Source organism: Streptomyces sp. NRRL B-24484, from assembly GCF_000717715.1.
Taxonomy (GTDB): Bacteria; Actinomycetota; Actinomycetes; order Streptomycetales; family Streptomycetaceae; genus Kitasatospora.
The window spans coordinates 25037-47677 of record NZ_JOAI01000038.1 but is presented as its reverse complement, the minus strand read 5'-3'; the positions used below and the strand labels follow the sequence as shown (position 1 = coordinate 47677).

Here is a 22641-nt window from a genome sequence, read left to right as displayed (position 1 = left end):
CCGGTTCGTGTGGTCGCGACGGTGGTCGGTGGCTCAGTGCCGCACGGTCACCTTCTCCAGGTGCAGTCCGGCGACGTACGGGTCGACCAGGACGTTGCCGATCCGGGTGCTCCAGGCGGTCTGGTCCTGCCAGTTCCAGAGCGGGATCAGCGGCAGCGCCCGGAGCGCGATCGACTCGGCCTCGTGGTAGTGCTGCTCGGACTCGGCGGCGTCCGGCGCCGCGTTGCCGAGCGCGAGCGCCCGGTCGAAGGCCGGGTCTGACCAGCCGGAGCGGTTGTTGGGGCCGAGCAGCCCGGCGAGGTAGTTCTGCACGCTCGGGTAGTCGACCACCCAGTTCTGCCGGTACGGCCCGGTCGCCTTGCGGCCGTTGAGGATCGGGCCGAGGTCGGCGCCGGACATCTTGCGGAAGGCGATGGAGCGGATGCCGAGGTTCTGCTTGAGCTCGTTGGCCACCGCGGTCATCCACTGCTCGTACGTGGGGTCGGAGTTGGCGAAGTACAGCTCCAGCGTGCCGGTGAAGCCGCCGGCCCGGTCGAACAGCTCCTTGGCGCGCTCCGGCCGGTACTCGCAGGTCTCGCCGCAGGTGCCGGCCCGATGGCCGGGGATCATCGCGGCGACCAGTGAGTCGGCGGGCGCGAACACCTCGTTGAAGATGGCCCGGGTGATGCCCCGGCGGTCGATCGCCATCGAGATGGCCTGCCGCAGCTCGGGCTTGGCGTAGCGGGCGTCCCAGAGCGGCAGGCCGAGGTAGTCCATGGTGCCGCTGGGCCGTACCGAGTACCGCGCGCCGAAGGTGCGCTTCGCCTCGTACGCCCGGGCGGGCGGCACGCTGGCCATGAAGTCGACGTGCCCGGCCCGCAGTTCGGTGAAGGCGGTGTCCTTGCTGGTGAAGATCCGGAAGTGCACGCCGTCGGCGGTGGCCGGGCGCGGGCCGCTGTAGCCCTCGGCGCGGCGCAGGTCGATCCGCTGCTGGTGCCGCCAGTCGCCGTCCATCGCGAACGGGCCGTTGCCGACCGGGTGCAGGTCGTACCCGGCCGGGTCGGCGAAGGCCGCCTTCGGCAGCGGTGCGAACGCCGGGAAGGCGAGCAGCATCGGGAACTGGCTGAACGGCGCCGCCAGGGTGACCTTCAGGGTGGTGTCGTCGACCACCTCCAGGCCGGCCAGCCGGTCGGTCGGCGGCCTGGCGCCGTCGGCCGGGTTGAGCGCGGCGTAGCCGTCGATCTGGCTGAAGTACCCGTTGGCCTCCCAGCCGTTGGGCCCGTACGCGGCCGCGTTCCAGGCGTCGGCGTAGCTGGCCGCGGTGACCGGCTCGCCGTTGTGGAAGCGGGCGCCGGACCGGAAGCGCAGTGTCCAGACCCGCTGGTCGTCGGTGCTGATCGACTCGGCGGCGAGCGGCACCGCGTGGCCGTCCGAAGGGTCCAGCGCGAGCGGGGTGTCGAACAGGCCCTCCAGCACCTGCAGCGAGTAACTGCTGGTCGTGCGGCCGGGGGTGAGGTGGTCCGGTTCGGTGAGGGCGACGGTGAACGTCCCGCCGGGCACGTCCGGGACGGGCCCGAGGTCCTCGTCCGAGCGGCGGACGCAGCCCGCGGCCGCCGTCCCGGTGACGGCGAGCAGGGCGAGGGCGAGCAGCGCTGCCGGCAGCCGGCCGGCGCGGCCCGTCAGCACGTGGCCTCCACCAGGCAGGCGGTCTCCCAGTCCCGGTCCGGCGTCCCGGTCGGCACCTCGGCCGACGGAGCGGTGCGGACGGTCGCGGCGGTGCCCCCGGCCAGCCGGACGGCGAACGCGTCGATCACCGAACGGGGGCTGCTGCCCGCGAAGTTGTTGACCAGGACGGCGAAGGCGAGGGTGCGCCCGTCGGCCCGCTCGGCGTAGCCCGTCAGGGCGTCCACGCCGGTCATCGAGCCGGTCTTGGCGTGCACCCGGCCCTCGGCGGCGGTGCCGCGCATCCGGTTGGTGAGGGTGCCGCCGACGGCGCGCCGGGCGTCCCCGGCCACCGGCAGCGCCTGGTACCAGGTGGCGAACCAGGGCCGGGTGCGGGCGTACGCCAGGAGTGCGGTGAGCCGGGAGGCGGTGAGCAGGTTGTGCCGGGACAGCCCGGAGCCGTCCACCTGCCGGGCCTCGGTGGGCTCCAGGCCCGCCCGGTGCAGGAAGCCGTTCACCTGGTCGGTGCCGGAGGCCCAGCTGCCGCTGCCGGCCCGCACCCGGCCGATCTCCTTGACCAGGTGCTCGGCGATGCCGTTGTTGCTGAGCTTCAGGAAGGGCGCCATCAGCGCCGAGACCGGTGCCGAGTCGTGGGCGGCGAGGACGGCCGCTCCGGCCGGCGCCCGGCCCTCGCGCGGGGCGCCCTGCACCGCGACCCCGTGCCGGGCCAGGGCGGCGGCGAACACCCCGGCGGCCACCAGCGCCGGGGAGTCCACGGCGATCCACTCCTCGCTTGGTCCGCCGCCCGCCGGGACGCTGCCGGAGAGCAGCAGCTCGTTGCCGCCGGGCCGGCGGTCGACCACGGCGGTGCGGGCGCTGCCGGCCGCGCCGGTCGCCACCCCGCCGGTGAACCGGACGGGTGCCTCGGCGGGCACGACCCGCACCGCGGCGGGCTGCCCGGACGCCTCCCCGGGGGTCAGGACGACCCGCACCGTGCCCGGGTCGTAGTCGGTGTCGGTGGTGAGGGTGAGCGCGGAGATCTGCGGGCTGTAGTACGCCGCCTGGTCGTCCCAGGACCAGCTGGGGCCGAGCGGCACGTCGTCCCAGCGGCTCGCGTCGGCCAGCAGGGCGCCACCGACCTCCGTCACCCCGGCGGCGGCCACCGCGGCGGCCAGTGCGTCGAGGTCGGCCGGCAGCAGCGTCGGGTCGCCGCCGCCGCGCAGCACCAGGTCGCCGTCGATCCGGCCGCCGGTGCGCGGCCCGGCGGCGAGCACCTCGGTGGTGAAGCGGTGGTCCGGGCCGAGCAGTTCGAGGGCGGCCGCCGCCGTCACCGTCTTCTGGGTCGAGGCGGGCAGCAGCAGCGCACCGGGCGACCGCCGGTACAGCACCTCGCCGGTGGCCGCGTCGGTGACCAGCGCGGACACCTGGGCGCCGGTCAGCGCCCGGTCGGCGAACAGCGCGTCCAGGTCGGAGCCGAGGCTCCGGGCGGCGGCGGACGTCCCCGTGCCGCTGCCGGGGGCCGCCCCCGCGGGCAGCAGCGCGGCGAGCACGACGGCGAGCGGCACCGCCAGCAGCCGGACGGGCAGGGTGAGCACGGTGTTGCCTCCCGAGGAGTGGAGCCGGTCACCACCATCTCCCCGATCGGACGTCAGGAGTGGCCGATGGCACGGGGATCGGCGACAATTCACCCCGCAATTCCCCCGTGCGGAGGACGCCGACGGCGCGGTGCCGCGACACCACCCGTCCCGGGCGGCGAGAGTGGCGCCACCCTCACCCCCGGGAGCCGCCATGCCGCCGCGTCCGTCCCGCCGGCTCTTCCTGGGCGGCCTCGGTGCCCTCACGCTGACCGCCGCGGCACGGCCGGCCACCGCCGCCGCCGGACCGCCGCCGCGCCGGCTGCGCGGCGTCTGGATCGCCACCGTCGACCACATCGACTGGCCCCCCGCACCCGGCCTCCCCGAGGCACGGCTGCGCGCCGCGTACGACGACCTGCTGGACGCCGCGGCTGCGTCCGGCGCCAACGCGGTGTTCGTGCAGGTCCGGCCGACCGCGGACGCCTTCTGGCCCTCCCGGTACGAGCCCTGGTCGCAGTGGCTCACCGGCGTCCAGGGGCAGGACCCGGGCTGGGACCCGATGCGCTTCCTGGCCGACGCCGCACACGCCCGCGGCCTCGCCTTCCACGCCTGGTTCAACCCCTACCGGATCGCCCAGCACGACGACCCCGCACGGCTCGCCGCCGACCACCCGGCCCGCCGCCATCCCGAGTGGACGGTCTCCTACGGCGGACGCCTCTACTACGACCCCGGCGTCCCCGCCGCCCGCGCCTTCGTCGAACAGGCGATCCTGGACGCGGTGGCCCGGTACGCCGTCGACGGCGTCCACCTCGACGACTACTTCTACCCCTACCCCGTCGCCGGCCGGCCCTTCCCCGACGACGCCTCCTTCGCCGTGTACGGCGGGGGCACCACCGACCGGGCGGCCTGGCGGCGGCGCAACGTCGACCTGCTGATCCGCGAACTGCGGGACCTGGTACGGGCGGTTCGGCCCGAGGCGGCCTTCGGCGTCAGCCCGTTCGGCATCTGGCGGAACGCCGCGACCGACCCGCGCGGATCGGCCACCGCCGCCTTCCAGTCCTACGACGGGCTGTACGCCGACTCACTGGGCTGGGTGCAGGACGGCCTGCTCGACTACGTCGCCCCGCAGCTGTACTGGCACCTCGGCCACCCGCAGGCCGACTACGCGGCCCTCGCCCGCTGGTGGGCCGCACAGACCGCCGGCCGGGGCACCCTGCTCTGGACCGGCCAGGCCGCCTACCGCGCCGGCGCAGCGGGCGAGGCCCCCGCGTGGCAGGATCCGGCCGAACTCTCCCGCCACCTCGACCTGGACGCCGCGCTGCCGCAGATCGGCGGCCAGATCCTGTTCAGCGCCCGCAACGTCCGCACCGACCCGATCGGCGCCGTCGCCCGCCTCGCCGCCGACCACTGGCACCGCCCCGCCCTGCCCCCGCTGCTGCCCCGGCTCGCCGACGGCCCTCCCCCGGCCGCACCCGTCCTGACCGCCGCGGACGGCACCCTGCGCATCACCCCCGGCGGCCCGCCCCCGTTCCGCTACGCCCTGCACCGCCTCCCCCCGACACCCGGCGACCGCCCCCGGCTCACCGCGGACACCCTGGCCGCCTGCCTGCCCGCCGCCGACTGCGCCCGCCCCCTGCCCCTCCCCGCCGGCCGGTACACCGCCACGGCCCTCGACCGCCCGGGCCGCGAGAGCCGCCCGGCGGCACCGGTCCAGGTGCAGGCAGGCGGCGAGCCGCCAGGGGCGCGTGGGGGCGCCTCCCGGCGCCACTGAAGTGATCATCTGAGCGCCGTAGGGTCACGGCTCAGCCCGTGTGCCGACCGTCCGTCAGGTACTTCTCGCGGAGCCGACTGAACGCCGTCGGCGTGGGACGCCGCGGCAGGAACTCCTTGATCCGCTCCGCGCACGCCCGGGGGCTCGCCGCGGCGGTGTCGCACTCCAGGTCGTAGTCGCCGTGCCGGTGCACCAGCCCGTACTGGTGCACCGCGAGGCCCGGCGGCCGGTCGCCCCGGTCCCGTTCGCGGCGGGCCAGTTCGTCCGGCGGGCAGTGCACACCCACGAACAGCACGTCCTCCGGCGGCAGCACGGCGAGGCAGTCGAGCAGCCGCCACTCCTCGCTCAGCACGTGGTCGACGACGACGTCGTTGCCCGCGCTCGCCATGGCCGCGATCGAACGGTGGAAGCCCTCCCTGGTGCGGCGCAGCGCGGCTACGAGTTCGGCCTCGCCGAGTTCCCGCTTGGTGCGCATGGCGTTGAAGCCGTCGACCGCCAGATGGAAGAAGACGCCGTCGTCCAGGATGTCCAGGAGTTCCCGCGCGATGCTGGACTTGCCGGAGCTGGACGTGCCGTTGAGGAAGATGATCCGACCGGTTGCCATGCCGACATGATCACATGGGGTGGGCGCCGGATTACGCGGTTCCGGGACGCTGCGCCCGGTGACCGGGCCGCCCGGGCCCGGCCGTCGTACGGTGGGGCGGTGAGCGCCGAGAACCCCCGGCCCTCGCCGCAGGCGTTCCAGGTGCCCCGGCGGGCGCTGCTGCTCGGCCTGGCGGGGGTGGTGCTGGGGGCCTGCACCAGCCGCACGGGCCCGGCCGCACCCGCCGCCTCCTCCGCCGCCTCATCCGGGGCCACCCCGCACGCCTCTTCGCCGACCCCCTCGCAGACGTCCTCGGCGGCGCTCCCGGCCACCAGCCCGTGGCAGCCCGGCCCCGGCGAGATCGATCCGGACGTGAAGCTGCGGGCGACCCAGCTGGTCGAGGCACTCGGCGCCTGGCCGCCCGGCGGACAGGGCCTGGCGGCCGCCCGCGAACGGGTCCGGGCGCTCGGCCTCGACCCCTCGCTCGCCGACCAGGCCGGACCGCTGCTCGGGTCGGCCCCGCAGGCCGTCCTGCAGGTGATCAACGCCCAGTGGGGCGGGCACCTCACCGACTCCGCCAGCGTGATGGTCCCCTGCCGGCAGTGGACCACCGAGGGTTCGGGGGGCACCACCGTGGACGTACGGCTGGTCCGGGCGCAGCCCCGCTGGAACGTCACCGCCCTGCACCCGGCCGAACCGGCGCCGCCCGCCGCCACGCTCTCCGACGCGGCGCAGCGGGTGCTGGCCGAGCCGCGGATCCAGCTGCCGCCGGCCGCGGTCGCGGACGTCCGCGGGGGCGGGGTGCACGAGAGCGTCCTCGCCTCGATGCTGGCACTGGCCGGACGGTACTCGTACGCGGTGACCGTGCTGCGCTCCGGGCACCCCATCGACGTGTTCGGCACCTCCCGGCCGAGTGACCATCCGCCGGGGCGGGCCTTCGACGTCTGGCGGATCGACGGCCACGAGGTGGTCGACCCGGCGACCCCGCACGACCTGGTCGACGGCTTCATGCGGGCCGCGGCGGCGAGCGGCTCCTACAACGTCGGCGGCCCCCGCCAACTCTCCGGCGGCACCACCCCCAGCCAGTTCTTCACCGACGACGCCCACCACGACCACGTCCACGTCGGCTTCCGCAGCTGACGCCCGGGCGCGCGCTCACTTCACCTGCTCGTCAACACCGAATCCGAGCCTCCGGCAGACACCACCGATGCGCGTATCCGAAAACGCGAAAGGTGCATTCATTCCAACGTTCCAGCAAAATCGAAATACCGCGACCGGCGCGGTTCCCCCGAAGGCACACGTTCACGAGGTCACGGGAATCATGGTGGCGCGAATACGGTCGACGACCACGACCGGCGCCCCGCACTGGACGTGGCCTCGCCACGGCCTGCACGCACACGCACCGCCCGCCCGGCCGCACGTCGCCGCAGTCCACCGACTGTCGGCCTGCCGACCGCCGGCGTCCCCCGCTGAACGCGACCCACACCGCCGCACCGGACGAGCGATGCACGTCGGCGGCACCGGCCCGGCAGCGAGGCCCCACGGGGGCTGACACCCTGTGGCCGAACTCGCCGATCGAAGCCGTCGCCGGAGTCGACGTACACGGCGCGCTGCTGCGGCTCGGCCGCGCCGAGAACCGGGCGTCCTGACAGTGGGCGGCCATGGACGTCCTGCGCGAGGCCGCCTGCGCATCGCGGAGGCCGCCCGGCCGACGCGCCCGCACGCGCGCATCGACCGGCGACCGAGCCGCGACGCAATACGGATCAAGCCTCGGTCGGGCGGTGCGCCGACGAAGGAATGCCCACGAAGTTCGGCCGGGAGACCGTCCCGATCGGCGGTCAGGAGAGCGGGCGGCAGAGCAGGGCGTCCGGGGTGCCGGAGGAGCCGATGCGGGTGGTGAAGGCGATGCCGGCCGCGTACTCGGTGGGTGCGCACTGGCCCTTGTAGGCGCCGTACGCGAATTCGCCGCCGGGGTCGGCGGACGGGCGGTTGTCGCCGCGGTCGAACCAGACCGTGCGGGTGCCGGTGCCGAGCGGGCGGCGGGCCGTTGCGCAGAGGGCGGCCGAGACGCGGGAGCCGCGCAGGCTGTAGCCGATCAGGTACTGGCCCTGTGCGCACTGGTACTTGGTGTAGCCGGACGCCCAGTCGCCGCCGGCCGGGACGTTGCGTTCGTCGCGGACGACGACGGCCTCGCCGGTGGCGGCCCGCAGGTCGCCGCCGGTCGCGGTGTCCGTGCACAGTCCGCGGCCGCCGGTGCGGGAGAGGCCGGCGAGGCGTTCGCCGTCGGGGCAGACGGCCTTGCGGGCTCCGCCGTCCCAGTCTCCGGCGGCGCGCACCCGCAGGGACTGTACGGCATCGGCGTGGTCGGTGGTCAGCATGTGCCAGGAGTCGGCGGCCGGCACCTGCCCGGTGAGGCCGGGCGCGGCGGCGAGGCGGTTCCAGGCGTCGGCGCGCCAGTCCGTGCCGTCCAGCACGCCCGAGCGGCCGCCGGTGGCGGTGTACCGGAGGAGGGCCCAACTGTCGCCGCGGCCGGGGTCGTTCCAGCCGACCAGCGGCCAGTAGGCGAAGTCGGTGTCGAGGGCGGCCAGGCGGTCGGTGAAGTTGCCGAACCAGGTCCGCGGGGCGGCGGCGCCCTCGTCCGCGCCGATGCCGAACTCGCTGACCCAGACGGGGGCGGTGAAGTGCTGCCCGCTCTCGGTGGCGACGTAGAAGGCCTGCTGGTCGAGGACGCGGTAGAGCTCGTCGCGGCCCAGGTCCTGGTAGCGGGCGTCGTGGGTCTCGCCGAGGCCGGTGGCGCCGCTGTGGTTCGGGCCGGTGTAGCCGTAGAAGTGCGCCGAGTAGACCAGTTTGTGGGAGGCGACCAGGGTGTGCGAGAGGGTGCGGACGGGGGTGAGGGTGGGGCGGCCGTGCGGCAGGCCGTCGGCGGGGATGCCCGTCCAGTTGATGCCCTCGACCACGATCAGCAGGTCGGGGCCGGCCTCGGCGAGGATGCGGTCCCCGGCGTGCTGGGCGGCGGCGTACCAGTCGTGGGCGTCTCCGAGGCCCCAGTTGGGGTCGTCGAGGTAGTCGCGGCGGACCTCGTTGTACAGGTCGGCGCCGACCACCCGCTTGTTGTCGCGGTAGCGCCGGGCCATGAACACCCAGTCGTCCTCCCACTGCGCGGTGGACTGGCTGCTGTTCCAGCGCTCGTTGCCGTCCAGGCCGCAGCACCACCGGGTGGTGTTGGTGTGGTTGTTGAGGATCACCGCGAAGCCGTCCGCGGTGAGCGCCCGTACGACGGCGTCGTAGACCTGCAGCGGGGTGAGGCCGCGCAGTTGCGGGTTGGCCGCGACGGCGGCGTCGGACACCGGCGCGGTGGTGCGGATCATCTCGTTGGAGAAGGGCAGCCGGATGCTGTTGAGCCCGAGGCGATGGAAGTCCGCCATCAGGGCCGGGAGTCGGGCACGGTCGAGACCGAGCGGGATGCCGTGGGAGTCCTGGCCGCTGTGGTGGTTGGCCGGGTCGGCGGCGCTGCCGGACCCGGTCCACGAGCCCTGGGCGCCGTCCCAGTTGCCGGCCCGGAGCTTGAAACGGGCGCCGGTGGCGTCGACGATGTAGCGGCCGCGGGTGGAGAGCGGCGCCGTCCAGTCGGCGGCGAGGCCGGAGGCCGTCGCGCCGGCGGCGGATGCCGGGGCGGTCGGCGGGGCTGCCGAGGCGGCGGGGGCGGCGAGCAGCGCGGCCGGCAGGGCCAGCGTCAGTGCGGTGCGGAGGAGGTGCCGGATCATCGGGCCTGCCCGGGTGTCGAGAGTGTCGGATTCATGCCAACGTGGCGTCGGCAGAGCCGAGTTACCCGGCGGTAGAGCGGTTGAACCGCCGCCGGCCGACACCGCGTCGCGGGTGTCGGCCGGCGGACGGCCGGGTCAGCGGAGGCCCAGCGGGTTCTGCGGGGCGAGCAGTTGGGAGATGCGCTCGGCGATGACCTGGGCGGCGTTCCCGTCCGGGGTGTCGGGCCCCTTGGTGGCGGAGACGGCGATGGAGAGCCGGCTCTGCGGCAGGTACGCCTGGAGGGCGGCGTAGCCGGAGAACGACGGGTTCTGCACCACCCAGTCGTTCACCACCAGGATGCCCAGCCCGAAGTGCCGGGCCTCGGTGTTGAGCAGGCAGACGTCCGCCGGGCAGGTCTCGGTGGCCCCGCCGAGGCCGACCGTGCCGGGGTCGAGCTGCACCCGGAAGGAGCGGCGGTCGAGCAGCTCGCCGCCGCCGATCGCCCGGGCGGAGCGCTCCAGGTCGCAGATGTGGGTGGTGAGGACGGCACCCGGTGCGGTCGTCCAGGAGGGGTTCCAGAAGGTGGACTCCTCGTAGGTGCCGCGCTCGGCGGTGAAGGCGTGCAGCACCGGGGACTCGATCTCCGGGGTGAAGCCGTTGCGGGTGTTCCGCAGCCCGAGCGGGCCCATCACCCGCTCCTCCAGCAGCCGGTCCAGCCGGGTGCCGGTGATCCGCTCCAGGGCCTCGCCGAGCAGGACGAAGTTGGCGTGCGAGTAGCTCCAGCTGGTGCCCGGCTCGTACCAGAGGTCCTGCGCGGTGGAGATGCCCACCAGCTCCTCCGGAGTCCACTGGCGGAACGGCTCGGCGGCGAGCGCGGCCAGGAAACCCGGGTCGCGGACGTAGTCCACCAGGCCGGAGGTGGAGCTGCCGAGCATCCGCAGGGTGATCTCGTCGCCGTGCGGCAGGCCGGGCAGCCAGCGGGAGACCGGGTCGTCCAGGCCGACCTCGCCCTCCTCGACCAGCTGCAGCAGCACCGTCCCCATGAAGGCGATCGCCACCGAACCGGCCCGGAAGTGCATGCCCGGCCCGGCGGGCACCCCGGTCATGGACTCGCCCTGCGCCCCGGTGACGATCTCCCGGCCGCCCTGGGTCACCTTGAACAGGACGGCCTTCAAGCCGAGTTCGTCCTTCACCTGGCCGACGATCCGGTCGACCTGCCGGGCCTTCCCGCGGAGCGGCTCCGGGGTGCTGACGCAGGCCTGCCCGTCGCGCCCGCCGCCCCCGGCGGCGACGGCCACCCCCGCGGTGGACTGCAGCGTGGCGGCGAACAGCGTGGCCGCGCAGAGCAGCGCGGTCTGAGTACGTGTCATGCCCCAGCGTGCGAGCACGCCCGCGCTGCCGCCGGCCGACACCCCGACGGCTCCGCCGGACGGCCGGACCCCGTCCCCCGGGAGAGTGGGCGGGCCACGGCACCATCCGCGAGAGTTGACTTGAACGCGTTCAAAAGAGCTGGAAGGATGACCGGCACCGAGCACGGCAGGGGTCCCACCTGCCCGGGAACGGCAGGGAGGGTCCGGTGCCCGAGTACAGCGGTCGCCCGGTGCGCGGCAGTACGAGGCTCCGCCCTCCGCCGTACAGCACGTACTGGTCCGCGGCCTGGGCCGTCTTCGCGCCGCTGACCCTCTTCCTCCCGGCGGTCGCCGGGACCCGGTCGGGCAGTGCGGTTCTGCCCGGGGTGCTCCTCCTGGGCGGCGGCTCGGGCCTGCTGCTCGGCATCCTCCTCGGCTACCTTGGGGCCTGGACACTCCTCGGCCTCGCGGCCGGACTCTGCGCCGCCCTCTTCCTGGTGCAGGTCCTCTGGCTCGACGCGCCGACCGGAGGCCCGGCACCCCACGGGCTGTTCGTCGGCGCGGTCGTCTGGCCGGTATTCGCGGGATGCGCCGAAGTCCCGCTGTTCGTCGGCGTGGTGCTCGGCCAGGCCCTGCGCCACTCTTGCGAGGCCCGGTGGCAGCGCCCGACCGCCGGCCGGCAACCAGCCACCCGCATCGCCGGACCGGGTCCCGGGCCGCGCCACAGGTGGACGCGCCCGGCGCTCTGGACGGTCGGTTCGGCCGCAGCCATGTGGCTGCCCTGGTTCTTCGGCATGGAGGACATGGCGGGCGGCTGCATCATGCTGACGCTGCTCCTGCTCGCCGTCCCCGCTGCGCTCCTCGGGTGGTCCGTCGCCCGCCACGGCGAGTGGCTCCCGCTGGTGGCACTCGCCGGAGGAACGGTGGCGATGCCCCTCAGCCTGATGTCGAGATACGTGGGCGCCGCAGCGGGCGACCAGGGGCCCGGAGCGGGCGAGGTCCTCCTCGAGCTCGTCCTCGTCGCCGGACTGATCACCGGCCTTCCCATGGTCGCGGGCGCGGTGACGGGCGCAGTGGTCAGGCACTTCCGGCCGAACGCCCCGTAGCGCCCGGTGCCCGACATCGCCCCGATGGCCCACAACGGCCGGGGCGGGAGTTCCCTCCGGAATCAGGTGCCGGAGTTGTCCACGAACCCCACGACGTCGAGGTATTCGATCGTGGGCGGGACGCCGTAGATCCCCGCCACCATGTCGACGAGCTCCTGCGTGAAGAAGGAACGGGCCTTGTCCTCGTCGTCCCACACGTAGAAGTTCCGTGCATGGAATCCGTCGTCGTCGAGCATGAAGCTCTTGAAGCGCAGGCCGGCCATGCCTTCGAACGGTCCTCGGAGTTCGCCGGCAATCTTCGCGACAGTGGAACGGTCGAACTTCTCGGTCTGCGTGAAGGTCACGAGCACGCCGATCATCGGGCTTCTCCTCGATTGTTTGAACGCGGTCGATCACGTGATGCCAGAGCCGGATCCTAGTGCACACGGCAGGAAATCCCGATCGTCAACCCGCGCGTCCGACGTGCGGCTCTCGGACGGCGCCGCGCACCGGGAATGCGTCGGACGTTACATCACCGAACACTCGTCGAACCGGTGGACTATTCAGCGAGTGATTCCGACCAATGCATGTGTGGACGGGCGATAATCACATCCCGGGCCCGCTCGTGGATCTGCCGCGGAAGAGGTGCTGGACGATCGGTCTGAGCGACGTCGAGGTGAAGGAGCGCGGATGAGCGTGATGGGGGTCTGGGTGGTCGGCGTCCTGGATGACACCGCCGTCGAGGAAGCGCGCCGCCGGTTCCCCGACGCTGCCGGCGCGCACGGCGTGTGGCCGGAGCCGTCGGCCGAGACGAGTCGGTGGCGGGAGCGGTTCGAGCCCGCGGGGACGTTCGAAGGGGCGGGCGGGCGGCCGTGGTGCACCGACGAGATCGTGCGCTTCGCCGATGCGGTCGACAGGGTCCGTAACGACGGGAGCGAGGTGGACGAGTTCCAGGAGCATCTGCTGCACGTGGTCCCGCAGCAGGAGGGCGAAGGCCTGTTCTGCGCCGGGGTGCCCAGGGGCGACGGCGCGGCCGCGCTCACGTGGGGGCTCGGCCTCGATGCGACGCTCCGACTCCCCGGCTGCTGCGGGCAGTTCCTGTTCGATGCTGCCCAGGTACGTGCCGCGCTTCCCGCGGCCGAGCAGGCGCTCGACCTTCACCCGCTGCGTCGGGCCCGGGTGGCCGCCCGGATACGGCTGTGGCTGGACGAGATGGCGGACGACCCGAACCGCGATGTCGACGAACTGATCGACGGCCCGCTTCGGGTGCTGCGTCACGCGGCGTGCACAGGAGTCGGTGCGGCCGGGCTCACCCTGTGGTACTGACGGGAGCTCATGGACGCGGTGCCCCCTGCCGGCAGGCTCACGAGCCGCAGCCGGAGGACGGGCCGGCCTGCTCGGCGAGGCGGGCCGAGCCGGCGGTGTGCCAGAGGGCGGCGGGGGTGGCGAGGCGGACGGCTTCGGTGCGGACGAGGCGGTAGTGGAGGTGCAGGGGGGTGGCGGCGGTGAGGCCGCGGACGCCCGCGGTGTGGACGGCGGTGCGGACGGCTTCCAGGGCGGTTTCGGCGGCGGTGGCCAGGGCCTCGGCGGCGGACCGGGTGAGCAGGGTCTCGGGGGCGCCGGAGTCGGCCAGGGCGGCGGCGCGGCGGACGAGCAGGCGGCCCGCCTCGATCCGGACGAGCTGGCGGGCCAGGGGCAGGGAGACGCCCTGCCACTGGGCCAGTGGACGGCCGAACTGTTCGCGGCGGTGGCTGAGTCCGGTCGCCGCACCGGTGGCGCCGGCGGCCAGGCCGATCAGGTAGGAGGCCTGCCGGATCCGCTGTCGGGCGGCGGCGGGCCCGGTCGGCAGGGCTGTCGGCATCACACGTGGTGTTCCGGTGCAGGCGGCCTCCGCGGCGGGGCCGACGGCGTCCGGGTCGAGCAGGTCGAGGGCGGTGGCGGTGTCCAGGTAGGGGCCGCGGAGAGCGGCCCGTCCGAGCTCTTCGGCGACGACGGTGGCGGCGGCGAGGCCGAGGTCGAGTCCGCCCGCCTCGGCGGGCACCTCGAAGAGCGGGGCGCCGAGTTCGGTGAGGGCGGCCCAGGAGGGGCAGTCCGGGCCGTCCTCGGCGGGTGCGTCGTGGACCCCGGGCCGGGGCTTCTCGGCGACCGCCCGGTCGAGCAGTTTCCGGACGGCCTGCCGGAGTTGCTGTTGCAGCAGGTCGTCGCCCGGGTCGAGGGCACCGGCCCCGGCGACGACCTGGAGCATCACTTCGGAGGTGCCGGCCGAGAGGGTGAGTCCGGGTGCCTCCCGGTAGCCGGCCTCCAGGCCCGGGTCGGTGCCGGGCGTCGACAGGCCGTGGACGGCTGCCCACCCCGCGACGTCCTGGGCGAGTTCGCTGGTGTAGTACTTGGCGGCGGCCGAGAGCGGCTCGTCCACCTCGGCGGTGTGGCCCCCGCCGTCCGCGGGGGCGAGGACCCCGGCGGTGAGGCGGGCGGAGAAGAGGGCGGCGGCATCGACGGCGGCGCCGTACCGGGCGACCTCCTCGGGCCGGTCGAGGCCCTGCGACAGGACGGCCCGGTACCAGCGCTCGGCCTTCAACGCGTAGTCCAGGCCGGTGCGTTCGACGGCAAGGGCCTGGGTGAGCAGCGGCCAGCCCTCGTGCTCGGTGCCGACCAGCGCGTCGGCGCCGACGCGGACGCCGCGCAGGTCGATCCGGTGGAACTGCTCGTCGGCGAGGCCGGGGATCACGCTGCGGTGCACCCCCTCGGCGGCGAGGTCGACCAGGAAGAGGCTGATGCCGTGGTAGCGGCCGTCGGCGGGGCCGGTGCGGGCTGCGCACAGGCCGAGGTGGGTGCGGTCGCTCTTCAGGCTGAACACCTTGGTGCCGGCCAGCCGCCAGCCGTCCGAGGGCTCCGAGGGCTCCGAGGGCTCCGAGGGCTCCGACGCGGTGTCCCGGACGGCGGTGGTGCGCAGGGCGGCCAGGTCGGAGCCGGTCTCGGGCTCGGTGTAGAGCACGCTGGCGAAGCGCTCGCCGGCGGCGATGGCGGGCAGGTGGGCGGCTTTCTGTTCGGCCGTCCCGGCCATCAGCAGGAACAGGCCGACGATCTGGACGGTGTTGACGTGCAGGGTGTCGGGGATGCCGGCCCGGACGAGTTCCTCGTAGAGGGCGGCGGCCTCGGCGCGACCGAGGCCGCGGCCGCCGTACTCCACGGGCCAGTCGGGGGCGAGCAGCCCTTGGCGGCCGAGTTCGCGGTAGAGCGGCCGCTCGTCGGCGTCCGGCCCGGGGGCGGCGCGCCAGGCGTCGAGGGCGGCCCGCACGGCGGGGCCGGCGAGCCGCTCGCGGACGTCGCGGCGGAAGGCGTCGAGCCCGTCGGCGGTGGACGGGTGGCCCGTCAAGTGGTCCATCTGGTGCTCCTCCGGGGGCTCGGACGACTGGCGAGGTGAAGCGAGGGTCAGGAGGCGGGGCCGCCGCCGGCGAGCAGCCGGGCCGCCTCGTCCTCGGACATCCGCTCGATCAGGCCGATCAGGGCGTCGTCGTCGAGTGCGGTGGCGCGGGCCCGGTCGACCAGGGCGGCGAGGTGTTCGACGGTGGGGCCGCGGAAGAACTCGGCGAGCGGCACCTCGACGCCGAAGCGTTCGCGGATCCGGGCGAGCAGCCGGGTGCTGCGCAGGCTGGTGCCGCCGAGGTCGAAGAAGCTGTCGTGCACGCAGACGCCGTCGGTGCCCAGGACTTCGGCGAACACCTCCTCGGCGAGGATGCGTTCGGTCTCGGTGCGGGGCGCGGTGGCCGGTCCGCCGCGCGGCCGGGCGGCGGGGTCGGGTTCGGGCAGGGCGCGCCGGTCGACCTTGCCGCTGGTGGTGAGCGGCAGGACGGGCAGGGCGACGTAGTGGGCGGGGAGCATCCAGCCCGGGAGGCGTTCGGCGAGGGCGGCGCGCAGGGCGGCCGGTTCGGCGGGTTCGGCGCCGTCGGCGGGGGCGGTGTAGACGACCAGGTGGCGTTCGCCGAGCGGGTCCGTCCAGACGGCGGCGGCGGTCTGCCCGATGCCGGGGACGGCGGCCAACGCGGCTTCGACCTCGCCGAGTTCGATCCGCAGGCCGCGGAGTTTGACCTGCTGGTCGATCCGGCCGAGGAAGGTGATGGCGCCGCCGGGTTCACGGCGGACGAGGTCGCCGGTGCGGTAGAGGCGGCCGCCGGGGGCGGTACCGAACGGGTCGGCGACGATCTTCTCCGCGGTGAGGTCGGGGGTGTTGAGGTAGCCGGGGGTCAGCCCGGCACCGCCGATGACGAGTTCGCCGGGCACGCCGTACGGGACGGGCTGGAGGTGCCCGTCGAGGACGTGGGCGACGTGGTTGTCCATCGGCAGGCCGATCGGCGGGCTCGCCGTCCAGTGGCCGGCGCACTCCTGGACGATCATGGTGACGGTGCACTCGGTGGGGCCGTAGCCGTTGAAGAAGCGGCGGCCGGGGTTCCACCGGTTGACGAGTTCGCCGGAGAAGGCCTCGCCGCCGACGAAGACGATCCGCAGGGCGGGCAGCCGCTCGGGCTCCAGCAGCGCCATCACGCTGGGCGGCAGGTCGACCACCGTCACGGACTGACGTTCCATCAGTTCCTGGAGGCGGGCGGGGTCGAGGCGTTCCTCGTCGGTGGCGAGGCAGAGCCGGGCGCCGGTGAGCAGGGCGGCGAAGGTCTCGAAGACGGAGACGTCGAAGGCGGCGGAGGCGAAGCCCAGCACCCGGTCGTCCGCGGTGAGCTCGAAGAGCCGGCGGACGGAGTCGGCGAAGGCGACGGCGCTGCGGTGCGTGATGGGCACGCCCTTGGGGGTGCCGGTGGTGCCGGAGGTGTAGATGACGTACGCGGTGTCGTCGGGGCCGGCCTCGCCGCCGGATTCCGACAGGGCGACCAGGGCGCCGCCCTCGGGGTGCCAGCGGCCGTCGCGGTGGACGATCCGGCGGGCCGGGGAGCCGGTCGGCAGACCGTGTTCCGTCGTGTCGGTGGCGAGGACGGCGACGGGGGTGGCGTCGGCGAGGACGGCGGCGATCCGGGCGGGCGGGTTGGCGGCGTCCAGCGGCACGTAGGCGGCGCCGGTGCACAGCACGGCGAGGACGGCGGTGAGGAGCTCCTCGCTGCGGGGCAGCAGCAGCGCGACGCGCTCGCCCGGTCGGGCCCCGGCGGCCCGCAGGAGGTCGGCCAACTCGGCTGCGGCGGAGTCGAGTTCGGCGTAGCTGGTGTCGCGTCCGGAGACGGCGAGGGCGACGGCGTCGGGGGTGCGGGCGGCCTGCTCGGCGAAGGCGGTGGCGAGGGTGCCGGCGGGGACGGGCCGGCGGGCGCCGTCGAAGGTGCCGCCGGTGAGTTCGGCCTGCTCCTCGGCGGAGAGCAGCGGCAGTCGGCCGGCCTCGGCGCCGGGGTCGGCGAGCAGGGCGTCGAGCAGGGTGCCGTAGTGGGTGGTCATCCGGTCGACGGTCGCCGGGTCGAACAAGGCGGTGGCGTACTCGACGTAGAGGTCGAGGCCGTCGGCGCGTTCGGTGGCGTTCCAGCTCATGTCGAAGCGCGAGGTGCCGGGGCCGACGGCGTACTGGTCGACCGTCAGGCCGGTCAGCTGCAGTGGCCGGTCGGCGTTCTGGTAGGTGAAGGCGAGCTGGACGAGCGGCGAGCGGGAGGGGTCGCGGGGCGGCCGGGCGGCGTCCACGATCTGCTCGAAGGGCAGCTCGCCGTGGGCGAAGGAGTCCCGGACGGCGGCGCTCACCCGGGCGAGGGCCTCGCGGCCGGTGGGCTCGCCGTCGAGGTCGACGCGGATCGGCAGGGTGTTGACGAAGAAGCCGACCAGGTCCTCGATCTCGACCCGGTCGCGGTTGGCGGTGGGCGAGCCGACCACCAGGTCGTGCTGGCCGCTGTAGCGCCGGAGCAGCAGCAGGAAGGCGGTGAGCAGCACGGTGTACGGGGTGGTGCCCTCGCTGCGGGCGAGTTCGCGTACCCGGGGGGCGAGTTCGGCGGGCAGCAGGCGGCTGCGATGGGCGCCCTCGTAGCGGACCTCGGGCGGGCGCGGGCGGTCGGTGGGCAGGTCGACGGTGGGCAGTCCGGCGAGCCGTTCGCGCCAGAAGCCGGTGAGCCGGGCGAGTTCGGGGCCGGTGAGGCGGGCGCGCTGCCAGAGGGTGTGGTCGGCGTACTGGACGGGCGGGGGTGCGACGGCCTCGCCCGCGTAGCCGGCGGCGAGTTCGCGGGCGACGACGCCGAGCGACCAGCCGTCGCAGACGATGTGGTGCACGGCGAGGACGAGCAGGTGGCGTTCGGGCTCCGACCGGAGGAGGGCGGCGCGCCAGAGCGGTCCGGTCTCCAGGTCGAAGGGGCGGCGGGCGAACTCCTCGGCGAACCGCTCGGCCCAGGACTCGCGTTCGTCCGGGGAGGCGCCCTCGGCGGGCAGCGGCGCGAGGTCGACGAACTGGTGCCCGGCGATCTCCTGGACGGGCCCGTCGGGCGTCTCGCGGACGCGGGTCCGCAGCGCCTCGTGGCGGTCGACCACGCCGGCCAGGGCGCGGGCGAGGGCGTCGGTGTCGAGCGGCCCATCGAGGCGGTAGGCGGTGGTGACGTTGTAGGTGGCGAGGCCGGGGGCGAGCCGGTCGAGGAACCAGAGCGGGGCCTGGGCGAAGGAGAGCGGCACCGGGCGCTCGCGGTCCTCGCGGGGCCGCAGTTCGGTCTGGGGGCGGGCGCCGGCGCCGCGCAGTTGGGCGAGGAAGGCGGCGCGCCGCTCACCGGGGAGCTTGGCGAGGCGGTTGATCAGCTCACTCATCGCAGGACGCCTTCCGGCTGGCGGGCCGCGGGGGCGGCGGGGGGGGTGTCGGGTCGGTCGGGGCGGGTGTCGGTCGCTGCGGGCCCGGTGGCGGGTGCGGCCGTCCGCGGCGGCAGGGCGGCGAGGTGGCGCAGCGCGGTGCGCAGGACGGTGATGCCGCGCAGGTAGTCGTCGACGGCGATGTGCTCGTCGTCGGAGTGGTCGAGGGCGCTGTCGCCGGGGCCGTAGGTGGCCATCGGGACGTCCCAGACCTCGGCGAGGGTGTTCATGTCGGAGGTGCCGGTCTTGCGGGTGGGCCGGGGGGTGCCGCCGGCCGCGCGGACGCCGGCGGTGAGGGCGCGGACGACCGGGTCGGTGCGCGGGGAGAGCACGGCGCCGACGGCGTTGAGGACGTCGAGGGTGCCGCCGTCGGCGCGTTCGCGCAGGGCTGCGGTGAAGGCCGGGATGTCGAAGCCGACGGGGGTGCGGACGCCGATCTCGAGTTCCGCGGCGGCGGCGTCGCCGTGCATGGCGACCAGGGTGGCGCCGGGGGTGCCGAAGGAGGCGTGGCCGGCGTCCGGGCCGAGCAGGTCGAGCAGGTGCTGCCAGAAGGCGGTGGCGACCTCGGTGGCCTTGGGTTCGGGGTTGCTGGGGTGGGTGGCGGCGCGGGTGACCCGGTAGCGCAGGTCGAGCTTGCCCTTGTAGCCGAGGACGACGCCCTGCCAGCCGCCGGGTTCGCCGACGATCAGCGCGTCGGGGGCGGGGCGGGTGCGGCCGAGGTGGACGGCGCCGCGCGAGCGCGGGGTCTCCTCCTCGACGACCGCGGCGACGACCAGCCGGCCGGGGAAGTCGGCTTCCGCGGCGACGGCGCTGATCATCGCGGCGAGCGGGCCCTTGGCATCGACGGCGCCGCGTCCGGTGATCACCCCGCCGGTGCGGCGCACGGGCAGGTCGCCGGGGACGGTGTCGAGGTGACCGACCAGCATCACGGTCGGGCCGGGTCGCGGCTCGGTCTCGCCGATGACGTTCCCGGCGGCGTCGATGCTCGCGGTGAGACCGGCCGCGCGCATCCGGGCGGCGAGGTGGCGGGCGAGCGGGTGCTCCTCGCCGGAGGGCGAGGGGATGGCGAGGGCGGACTCCAGCAGGTCCACGGCGGCGTCGGTCTCGGCGGGGGTCATGCGCCACCTGCCGGGGCCGCGTGGACGGTGAGTGCGATCTCGGTGCCGGCACCGTCGAGGGCACGGGCGAGCGCGCCGGGGGTGCGGCCGTCGGCGACGGTGACCCGTCCGACGCCGCCGAGCAGGGCCTCGCGGGCGGCGACCAGTTTGAGCGCCATCCCGCCGCGGGCGAACTCCCCCGGGGCGCCCTCGGCGGGCACCTCGCAGCGGTCCAGCAGGGAGTCCGGGTCGGCGGGGTCGGCGAGCACCCCGGGGGCGCCGGTGAGCAGCAGCAGCCGGTCGGCGCCGAGTGCCCCGGCGACGGCCGCGGCGGCGCGGTCGGCGTCGACGTTCACCGGACGGCCGTCCTCGGCGGCGGCCGGCGGGGAGACGACGGGGACGAACCCGGCGTCGAGCAGGGCGGTGAGGACGCCGGTGCGCACCTCGGCGATCCGGCCGCTGTGGTCGTCCCGGACGAGCACGGTGCGGCCGTCGACGACGGACCGGTGGGCGCGCTTGCGGCGGGCCCGCAGCAGGCCGCCGTCCAGGCCGGTGAGGCCGACCGCGGGGACGCCGTGGTCCTGCAGTCCGGCGACCAGCCGGGGTTTGACGGCGCCGGCCAGGGCGAGGGTGACCACCTCCAGGGTGGCGGTGTCGGTGTGCCGGGCGGAGACGCCGTCGGGCGCGGTGAGGCGGCGGTGCGGGACGCCGAGGCGGTCGCCGAGCCGGTCGATCTCGGCGGAGCCGCCGTGCACGAGCACGACCTGCCGCCCGGCCCGGGCGAGGGCGGCGACGTCCGCACAGATGCCCGCGGCGTCGACCTCGCGGTTGCCGCCGCACTTGACGACGGTGAGGGGTGCCATCGGCGTCCTTTCGCTCGTTGTCCGATGTGGCGTCAGATCGGGTGCAGGCCGGGGAAGGAGAGGCCGAGGCCCTCCGGGCGGCCGGTGCGGATGTTGAGGCACTGCACGGCGTTGCCGGCGCCGCCCTTGACGAGGTTGTCCAGGGCCGCGATCAGTACCAGCCGCCCGCTCTTCTCGTCGTACACGTGGCCGACGTCGCAGAAGTTGGAGCCGAGCAGGATCTTGGGCTCCGGGTAGCGGTAGGTGCCGCGGCGCTGGGCGACGATCCGGACGAAGGGCTCGTCGCGGTAGGCCTCCCGGTAGGCGCGGCGGATCGCCAGGTCGTCGACGCCCTCGGCGGCCTCGACCCGGGCGACCACCTGGACGCCGCGCACCGCCTCCACACCGGTGGCCGTCATCCGCACGTCCAGGCCGGTGAGTTGGGCGATCTCCGCCTCGTGCCGGTGGCCGACGGGGGCGAACACCCGCATGGCGCCGCTGCGTTCGGCGTGCAGGTTGGCCTCGCCGGCGGTCACCCCGGAGCCGCTGGAGCCCGTCCGGGCGTCGAGCTCGACCCGGCCGGTGAGCAGGCCGCGCGCGGCGAGCGGGGCGATCGCCAGCAGTCCGGCGGCGGCCATGCAGCCGGGGACGCTGATCCGGTCCGCGGTGCGCAGTTCCTCGCGGTACAGCTCGGGGATGCCGGGGGTGAAGGTGCCGAGCAGTTCGCGCACCGGGTGCTCGGCGCCGTAGTACCGCTCGAAGACCTCGGCGTCGCGCAGCCGGAAGTCCCCGGACAGGTCGATCACCGTCTTCGCCCGGCCTGACCAGTCGCGGACGAGCTCGGCGGTCTTCCGGTGCGGGGTGGCGAGCAGCACGGCGTCGTACTCGTGCCGGGCGGCCTCCTCCGGGTCGGTGAAGACCAGGTCGGTGACGGCCCGCAGGTTGGGGTGGACGGTGTCGACGCGGCGGCCGGGGAAGCGGGAGGAGACCGCGGCGGCGACCTCCACCTCGGGGTGGCCGAGCAGCAGCCGCAGCAGTTCGCCGCCGATGTAGCCGGCGGCGCCGAGCACGGCGACCCGGGTCATCGGGCGGCCTCCTCGATCAGGTGCGCGGCAATCGCGGCGCCGATGTCGACGCGGTCGCCCGCGGCGGCCTGCAGGCCGGCGAACTCCACGCGGTGGTTGACCTCGATCACGTACAGGCCTCCTCGGGCGTCCTCGACCAGGTCGACCCCGGCGATGCCGGCGCCGACGCCGTCCGCGGCGGCGACGGCGAGCTCGGAGAGGTCGTCGGTGAGCGGGCAGGGTTCGGTGGTGGCGCCCCGGGCGACGTTGGTGCGCCAGTCCGCGGAGCGGCGGTAGACCGCGGCGACCGCGCGGCCGCCGATCACGGCGACCCGGATGTCGCGGTCCGGCTTGTCGACGTACGCCTGCAGGTACACCAGCCGGCCGGCCGGCGAGGACATCGCCTCGCAGTACTCGAACAGGCTGCGGGCGGTGTCGCGGTCGCGCAGCAGGGCGACCCGCCGGCCCCAGGAGCCGGTGAGCGGCTTGAGGACGACCGGGTACCCCATCTCCTCGGCGGCGGCCTCGGCGGCCTCCGGGGTGAGCGCGAGGGCGGTGCGCGGGGTGGGCACGCCGGCCCGGCGCAGCGCCACCGAGGTGCGCCACTTGTCGCCGCAGGTCTCGGTCGCGGCGGCGCTGTTGAGCACCCGGACGTCCGCGGCCTCCAGGGCGAGTGCGGCGTAGAGCGCCCGGGTGGCGGAGATCTCCCGGTTGAGGACGGCGTCCCACGGCGCGGGGGCGGCGTCCAGTTCCCGGTGCAGGGAGCGGGTGTCCAGGTGGGTGCAGCTGAGGCCGTGCCGGGCCAGGGCCTCCAGGATCCGCTTCTCCTCGAAGCCGATCCTGGAGGCCAGCAGGGCGATCCGGGGCCTCGGGGAGGCCCCGCTCACTCGCCCCAGTCCTCCTCGACCTCGGGCGCGAGGGCGAGCAGCACCGGGTCGGTCGCGACGACCTCCAACTCGGTGCGGCACTCGGCGCATTCGGTGATCTCGGCGAGCATCGGCGGGGCGGCGAAGGCCACCTCGGCCTCGCAGCTGGGACAGGCGAGGACGTCGGTCGCGGGCATCGGGCTTCCTCTCGTGAGCTGGTC

The 22641-nt window shown here is 75.0% G+C and carries 17 protein-coding genes; 4 read left to right on the top strand and 13 right to left on the bottom strand.

All coding sequences use genetic code 11. The features are described 5' to 3' along the window. Positions 1–33 precede the first annotated feature (33 nt). Positions 34–1665 (bottom strand): peptide ABC transporter substrate-binding protein, encoded by a 1632-nt coding sequence (locus IE98_RS0129180; protein ID WP_052391111.1) that lies wholly within the window; start codon positions 1663–1665, stop codon positions 34–36. Continuing rightward, positions 1659–3236, bottom strand: a complete 1578-nt coding sequence (dacB, locus tag IE98_RS0129175; protein ID WP_052391110.1) for a D-alanyl-D-alanine carboxypeptidase/D-alanyl-D-alanine-endopeptidase — start codon at positions 3234–3236, stop codon at positions 1659–1661. The genes IE98_RS0129180 and dacB overlap by 7 nt, the downstream gene beginning before the upstream one ends. A 193-nt stretch (positions 3237–3429) precedes the next feature. Between dacB and IE98_RS0129170 the strand changes: the two genes are divergently transcribed. After that, a complete protein-coding gene (locus IE98_RS0129170) occupies positions 3430–4986 on the top strand; it encodes a glycoside hydrolase family 10 protein (protein ID WP_052391109.1) in 1557 nt (518 codons plus the stop codon). Between the two features lie 31 nt (positions 4987–5017). Here IE98_RS0129170 and IE98_RS0129165 read toward each other — a convergent pair whose 3' ends face one another. After that, positions 5018–5590 carry a chloramphenicol phosphotransferase CPT family protein gene (locus IE98_RS0129165; RefSeq protein ID WP_030274047.1) on the bottom strand — a complete coding sequence of 191 codons (573 nt, stop codon included), beginning with the start codon at positions 5588–5590 and terminating at the stop codon, positions 5018–5020. Positions 5591–5689: 99 nt separating this feature from the next. Here IE98_RS0129165 and IE98_RS0129160 point away from each other — a divergent pair, with 99 nt between their 5' ends. Beyond that, positions 5690–6709, top strand: a complete 1020-nt coding sequence (locus IE98_RS0129160; RefSeq protein ID WP_030274046.1) for a hypothetical protein — start codon at positions 5690–5692, stop codon at positions 6707–6709. A gap of 698 nt (positions 6710–7407) precedes the next feature. Here IE98_RS0129160 and IE98_RS0129155 read toward each other — a convergent pair. After that, the gene (locus tag IE98_RS0129155) at positions 7408–9333 is read right to left on the bottom strand and encodes a glycoside hydrolase family 5 protein (RefSeq protein WP_030274044.1); all 1926 of its coding nucleotides are present in this window, start codon (positions 9331–9333) and stop codon (positions 7408–7410) included. A 135-nt stretch (positions 9334–9468) separates the two neighbouring features. Further along, the gene (locus tag IE98_RS0129150) at positions 9469–10683 is read right to left on the bottom strand and encodes a serine hydrolase domain-containing protein (protein ID WP_030274042.1); all 1215 of its coding nucleotides are present in this window, start codon (positions 10681–10683) and stop codon (positions 9469–9471) included. A gap of 206 nt (positions 10684–10889) precedes the next feature. Between IE98_RS0129150 and IE98_RS0129145 the strand changes: the two genes are divergently transcribed. Then, on the top strand, positions 10890–11768 hold the full coding sequence (locus tag IE98_RS0129145) for a hypothetical protein (protein ID WP_030274041.1): 879 nt from the start codon (positions 10890–10892) through the stop codon (positions 11766–11768). 62 nt (positions 11769–11830) lie between these two features. Here the strand turns inward: IE98_RS0129145 and IE98_RS0129140 are convergent, their stop codons facing one another. Further along, positions 11831–12127: a hypothetical protein gene (locus tag IE98_RS0129140; RefSeq protein ID WP_030274040.1), complete on the bottom strand. Its 297-nt coding sequence runs from the start codon at positions 12125–12127 to the stop codon at positions 11831–11833. A 310-nt stretch (positions 12128–12437) separates the two neighbouring features. Between IE98_RS0129140 and IE98_RS0129135 the strand changes: the two genes are divergently transcribed. Next, complete coding sequence (locus IE98_RS0129135; RefSeq protein ID WP_030274039.1) at positions 12438–13073, top strand: hypothetical protein; 636 nt, start codon at positions 12438–12440, stop codon at positions 13071–13073. A gap of 37 nt (positions 13074–13110) precedes the next feature. Here IE98_RS0129135 and IE98_RS45775 read toward each other — a convergent pair whose 3' ends face one another. Genes IE98_RS45775 through IE98_RS0129100 form a run of 7 tightly spaced genes read right to left on the bottom strand, consistent with a single transcriptional unit; the run spans position 13111 to position 22617 of the window. Next, on the bottom strand, positions 13111–15132 hold the full coding sequence (locus tag IE98_RS45775) for an acyl-CoA dehydrogenase family protein (protein WP_063749023.1): 2022 nt from the start codon (positions 15130–15132) through the stop codon (positions 13111–13113). 47 nt (positions 15133–15179) lie between these two features. Further along, positions 15180–18512, bottom strand: a complete 3333-nt coding sequence (locus tag IE98_RS0129125) for a non-ribosomal peptide synthetase (RefSeq protein ID WP_052391108.1) — start codon at positions 18510–18512, stop codon at positions 15180–15182. Beyond that, positions 18509–19669: a M20/M25/M40 family metallo-hydrolase gene (locus IE98_RS0129120; protein ID WP_078661391.1), complete on the bottom strand. Its 1161-nt coding sequence runs from the start codon at positions 19667–19669 to the stop codon at positions 18509–18511. Before IE98_RS0129120 ends, IE98_RS0129125 begins: the two co-directional genes overlap by 4 nt. Beyond that, positions 19666–20511: a [LysW]-aminoadipate kinase gene (locus IE98_RS0129115; RefSeq protein WP_030274032.1), complete on the bottom strand. Its 846-nt coding sequence runs from the start codon at positions 20509–20511 to the stop codon at positions 19666–19668. The genes IE98_RS0129120 and IE98_RS0129115 overlap by 4 nt, the downstream gene beginning before the upstream one ends. A 32-nt stretch (positions 20512–20543) precedes the next feature. Continuing rightward, the gene (gene argC / locus IE98_RS0129110) at positions 20544–21575 is read right to left on the bottom strand and encodes an N-acetyl-gamma-glutamyl-phosphate reductase (protein ID WP_030274030.1); all 1032 of its coding nucleotides are present in this window, start codon (positions 21573–21575) and stop codon (positions 20544–20546) included. Next, positions 21572–22441 (bottom strand): lysine biosynthesis protein LysX, encoded by an 870-nt coding sequence (gene lysX / locus IE98_RS0129105; RefSeq protein ID WP_030274028.1) that lies wholly within the window; start codon positions 22439–22441, stop codon positions 21572–21574. The genes argC and lysX overlap by 4 nt, the downstream gene beginning before the upstream one ends. Further along, entirely contained in the window at positions 22438–22617 is a 180-nt protein-coding gene (locus IE98_RS0129100; protein WP_030274026.1) for a lysine biosynthesis protein LysW, read from the bottom strand. The genes lysX and IE98_RS0129100 overlap by 4 nt, the downstream gene beginning before the upstream one ends. Between the last annotated feature and the right edge of the window lie 24 nt (positions 22618–22641).

What these genes read in the sequence shown, in the direction of transcription:
- IE98_RS0129165 (WP_030274047.1), bottom strand. Translation starts at nt 5,590, where the DNA reads ATGGCAACCGGTCGGATCATCTTCCTCAACGGCACGTCCAGCTCCGGC.
- IE98_RS0129135 (WP_030274039.1), top strand. Translation starts at nt 12,438, where the DNA reads ATGAGCGTGATGGGGGTCTGGGTGGTCGGCGTCCTGGATGACACCGCC.
- IE98_RS0129100 (WP_030274026.1), bottom strand. Translation starts at nt 22,617, where the DNA reads ATGCCCGCGACCGACGTCCTCGCCTGTCCCAGCTGCGAGGCCGAGGTG.
- IE98_RS0129120 (WP_078661391.1), bottom strand. Translation starts at nt 19,669, where the DNA reads ATGACCCCCGCCGAGACCGACGCCGCCGTGGACCTGCTGGAGTCCGCC.
- IE98_RS0129170 (WP_052391109.1), top strand. Translation starts at nt 3,430, where the DNA reads ATGCCGCCGCGTCCGTCCCGCCGGCTCTTCCTGGGCGGCCTCGGTGCC.
- IE98_RS0129150 (WP_030274042.1), bottom strand. Translation starts at nt 10,683, where the DNA reads ATGACACGTACTCAGACCGCGCTGCTCTGCGCGGCCACGCTGTTCGCC.
- argC (WP_030274030.1), bottom strand. Translation starts at nt 21,575, where the DNA reads ATGACCCGGGTCGCCGTGCTCGGCGCCGCCGGCTACATCGGCGGCGAA.
- IE98_RS0129155 (WP_030274044.1), bottom strand. Translation starts at nt 9,333, where the DNA reads ATGATCCGGCACCTCCTCCGCACCGCACTGACGCTGGCCCTGCCGGCC.
- IE98_RS45775 (WP_063749023.1), bottom strand. Translation starts at nt 15,132, where the DNA reads ATGGACCACTTGACGGGCCACCCGTCCACCGCCGACGGGCTCGACGCC.
- IE98_RS0129140 (WP_030274040.1), bottom strand. Translation starts at nt 12,127, where the DNA reads ATGATCGGCGTGCTCGTGACCTTCACGCAGACCGAGAAGTTCGACCGT.
- IE98_RS0129115 (WP_030274032.1), bottom strand. Translation starts at nt 20,511, where the DNA reads ATGGCACCCCTCACCGTCGTCAAGTGCGGCGGCAACCGCGAGGTCGAC.
- IE98_RS0129125 (WP_052391108.1), bottom strand. Translation starts at nt 18,512, where the DNA reads ATGAGTGAGCTGATCAACCGCCTCGCCAAGCTCCCCGGTGAGCGGCGC.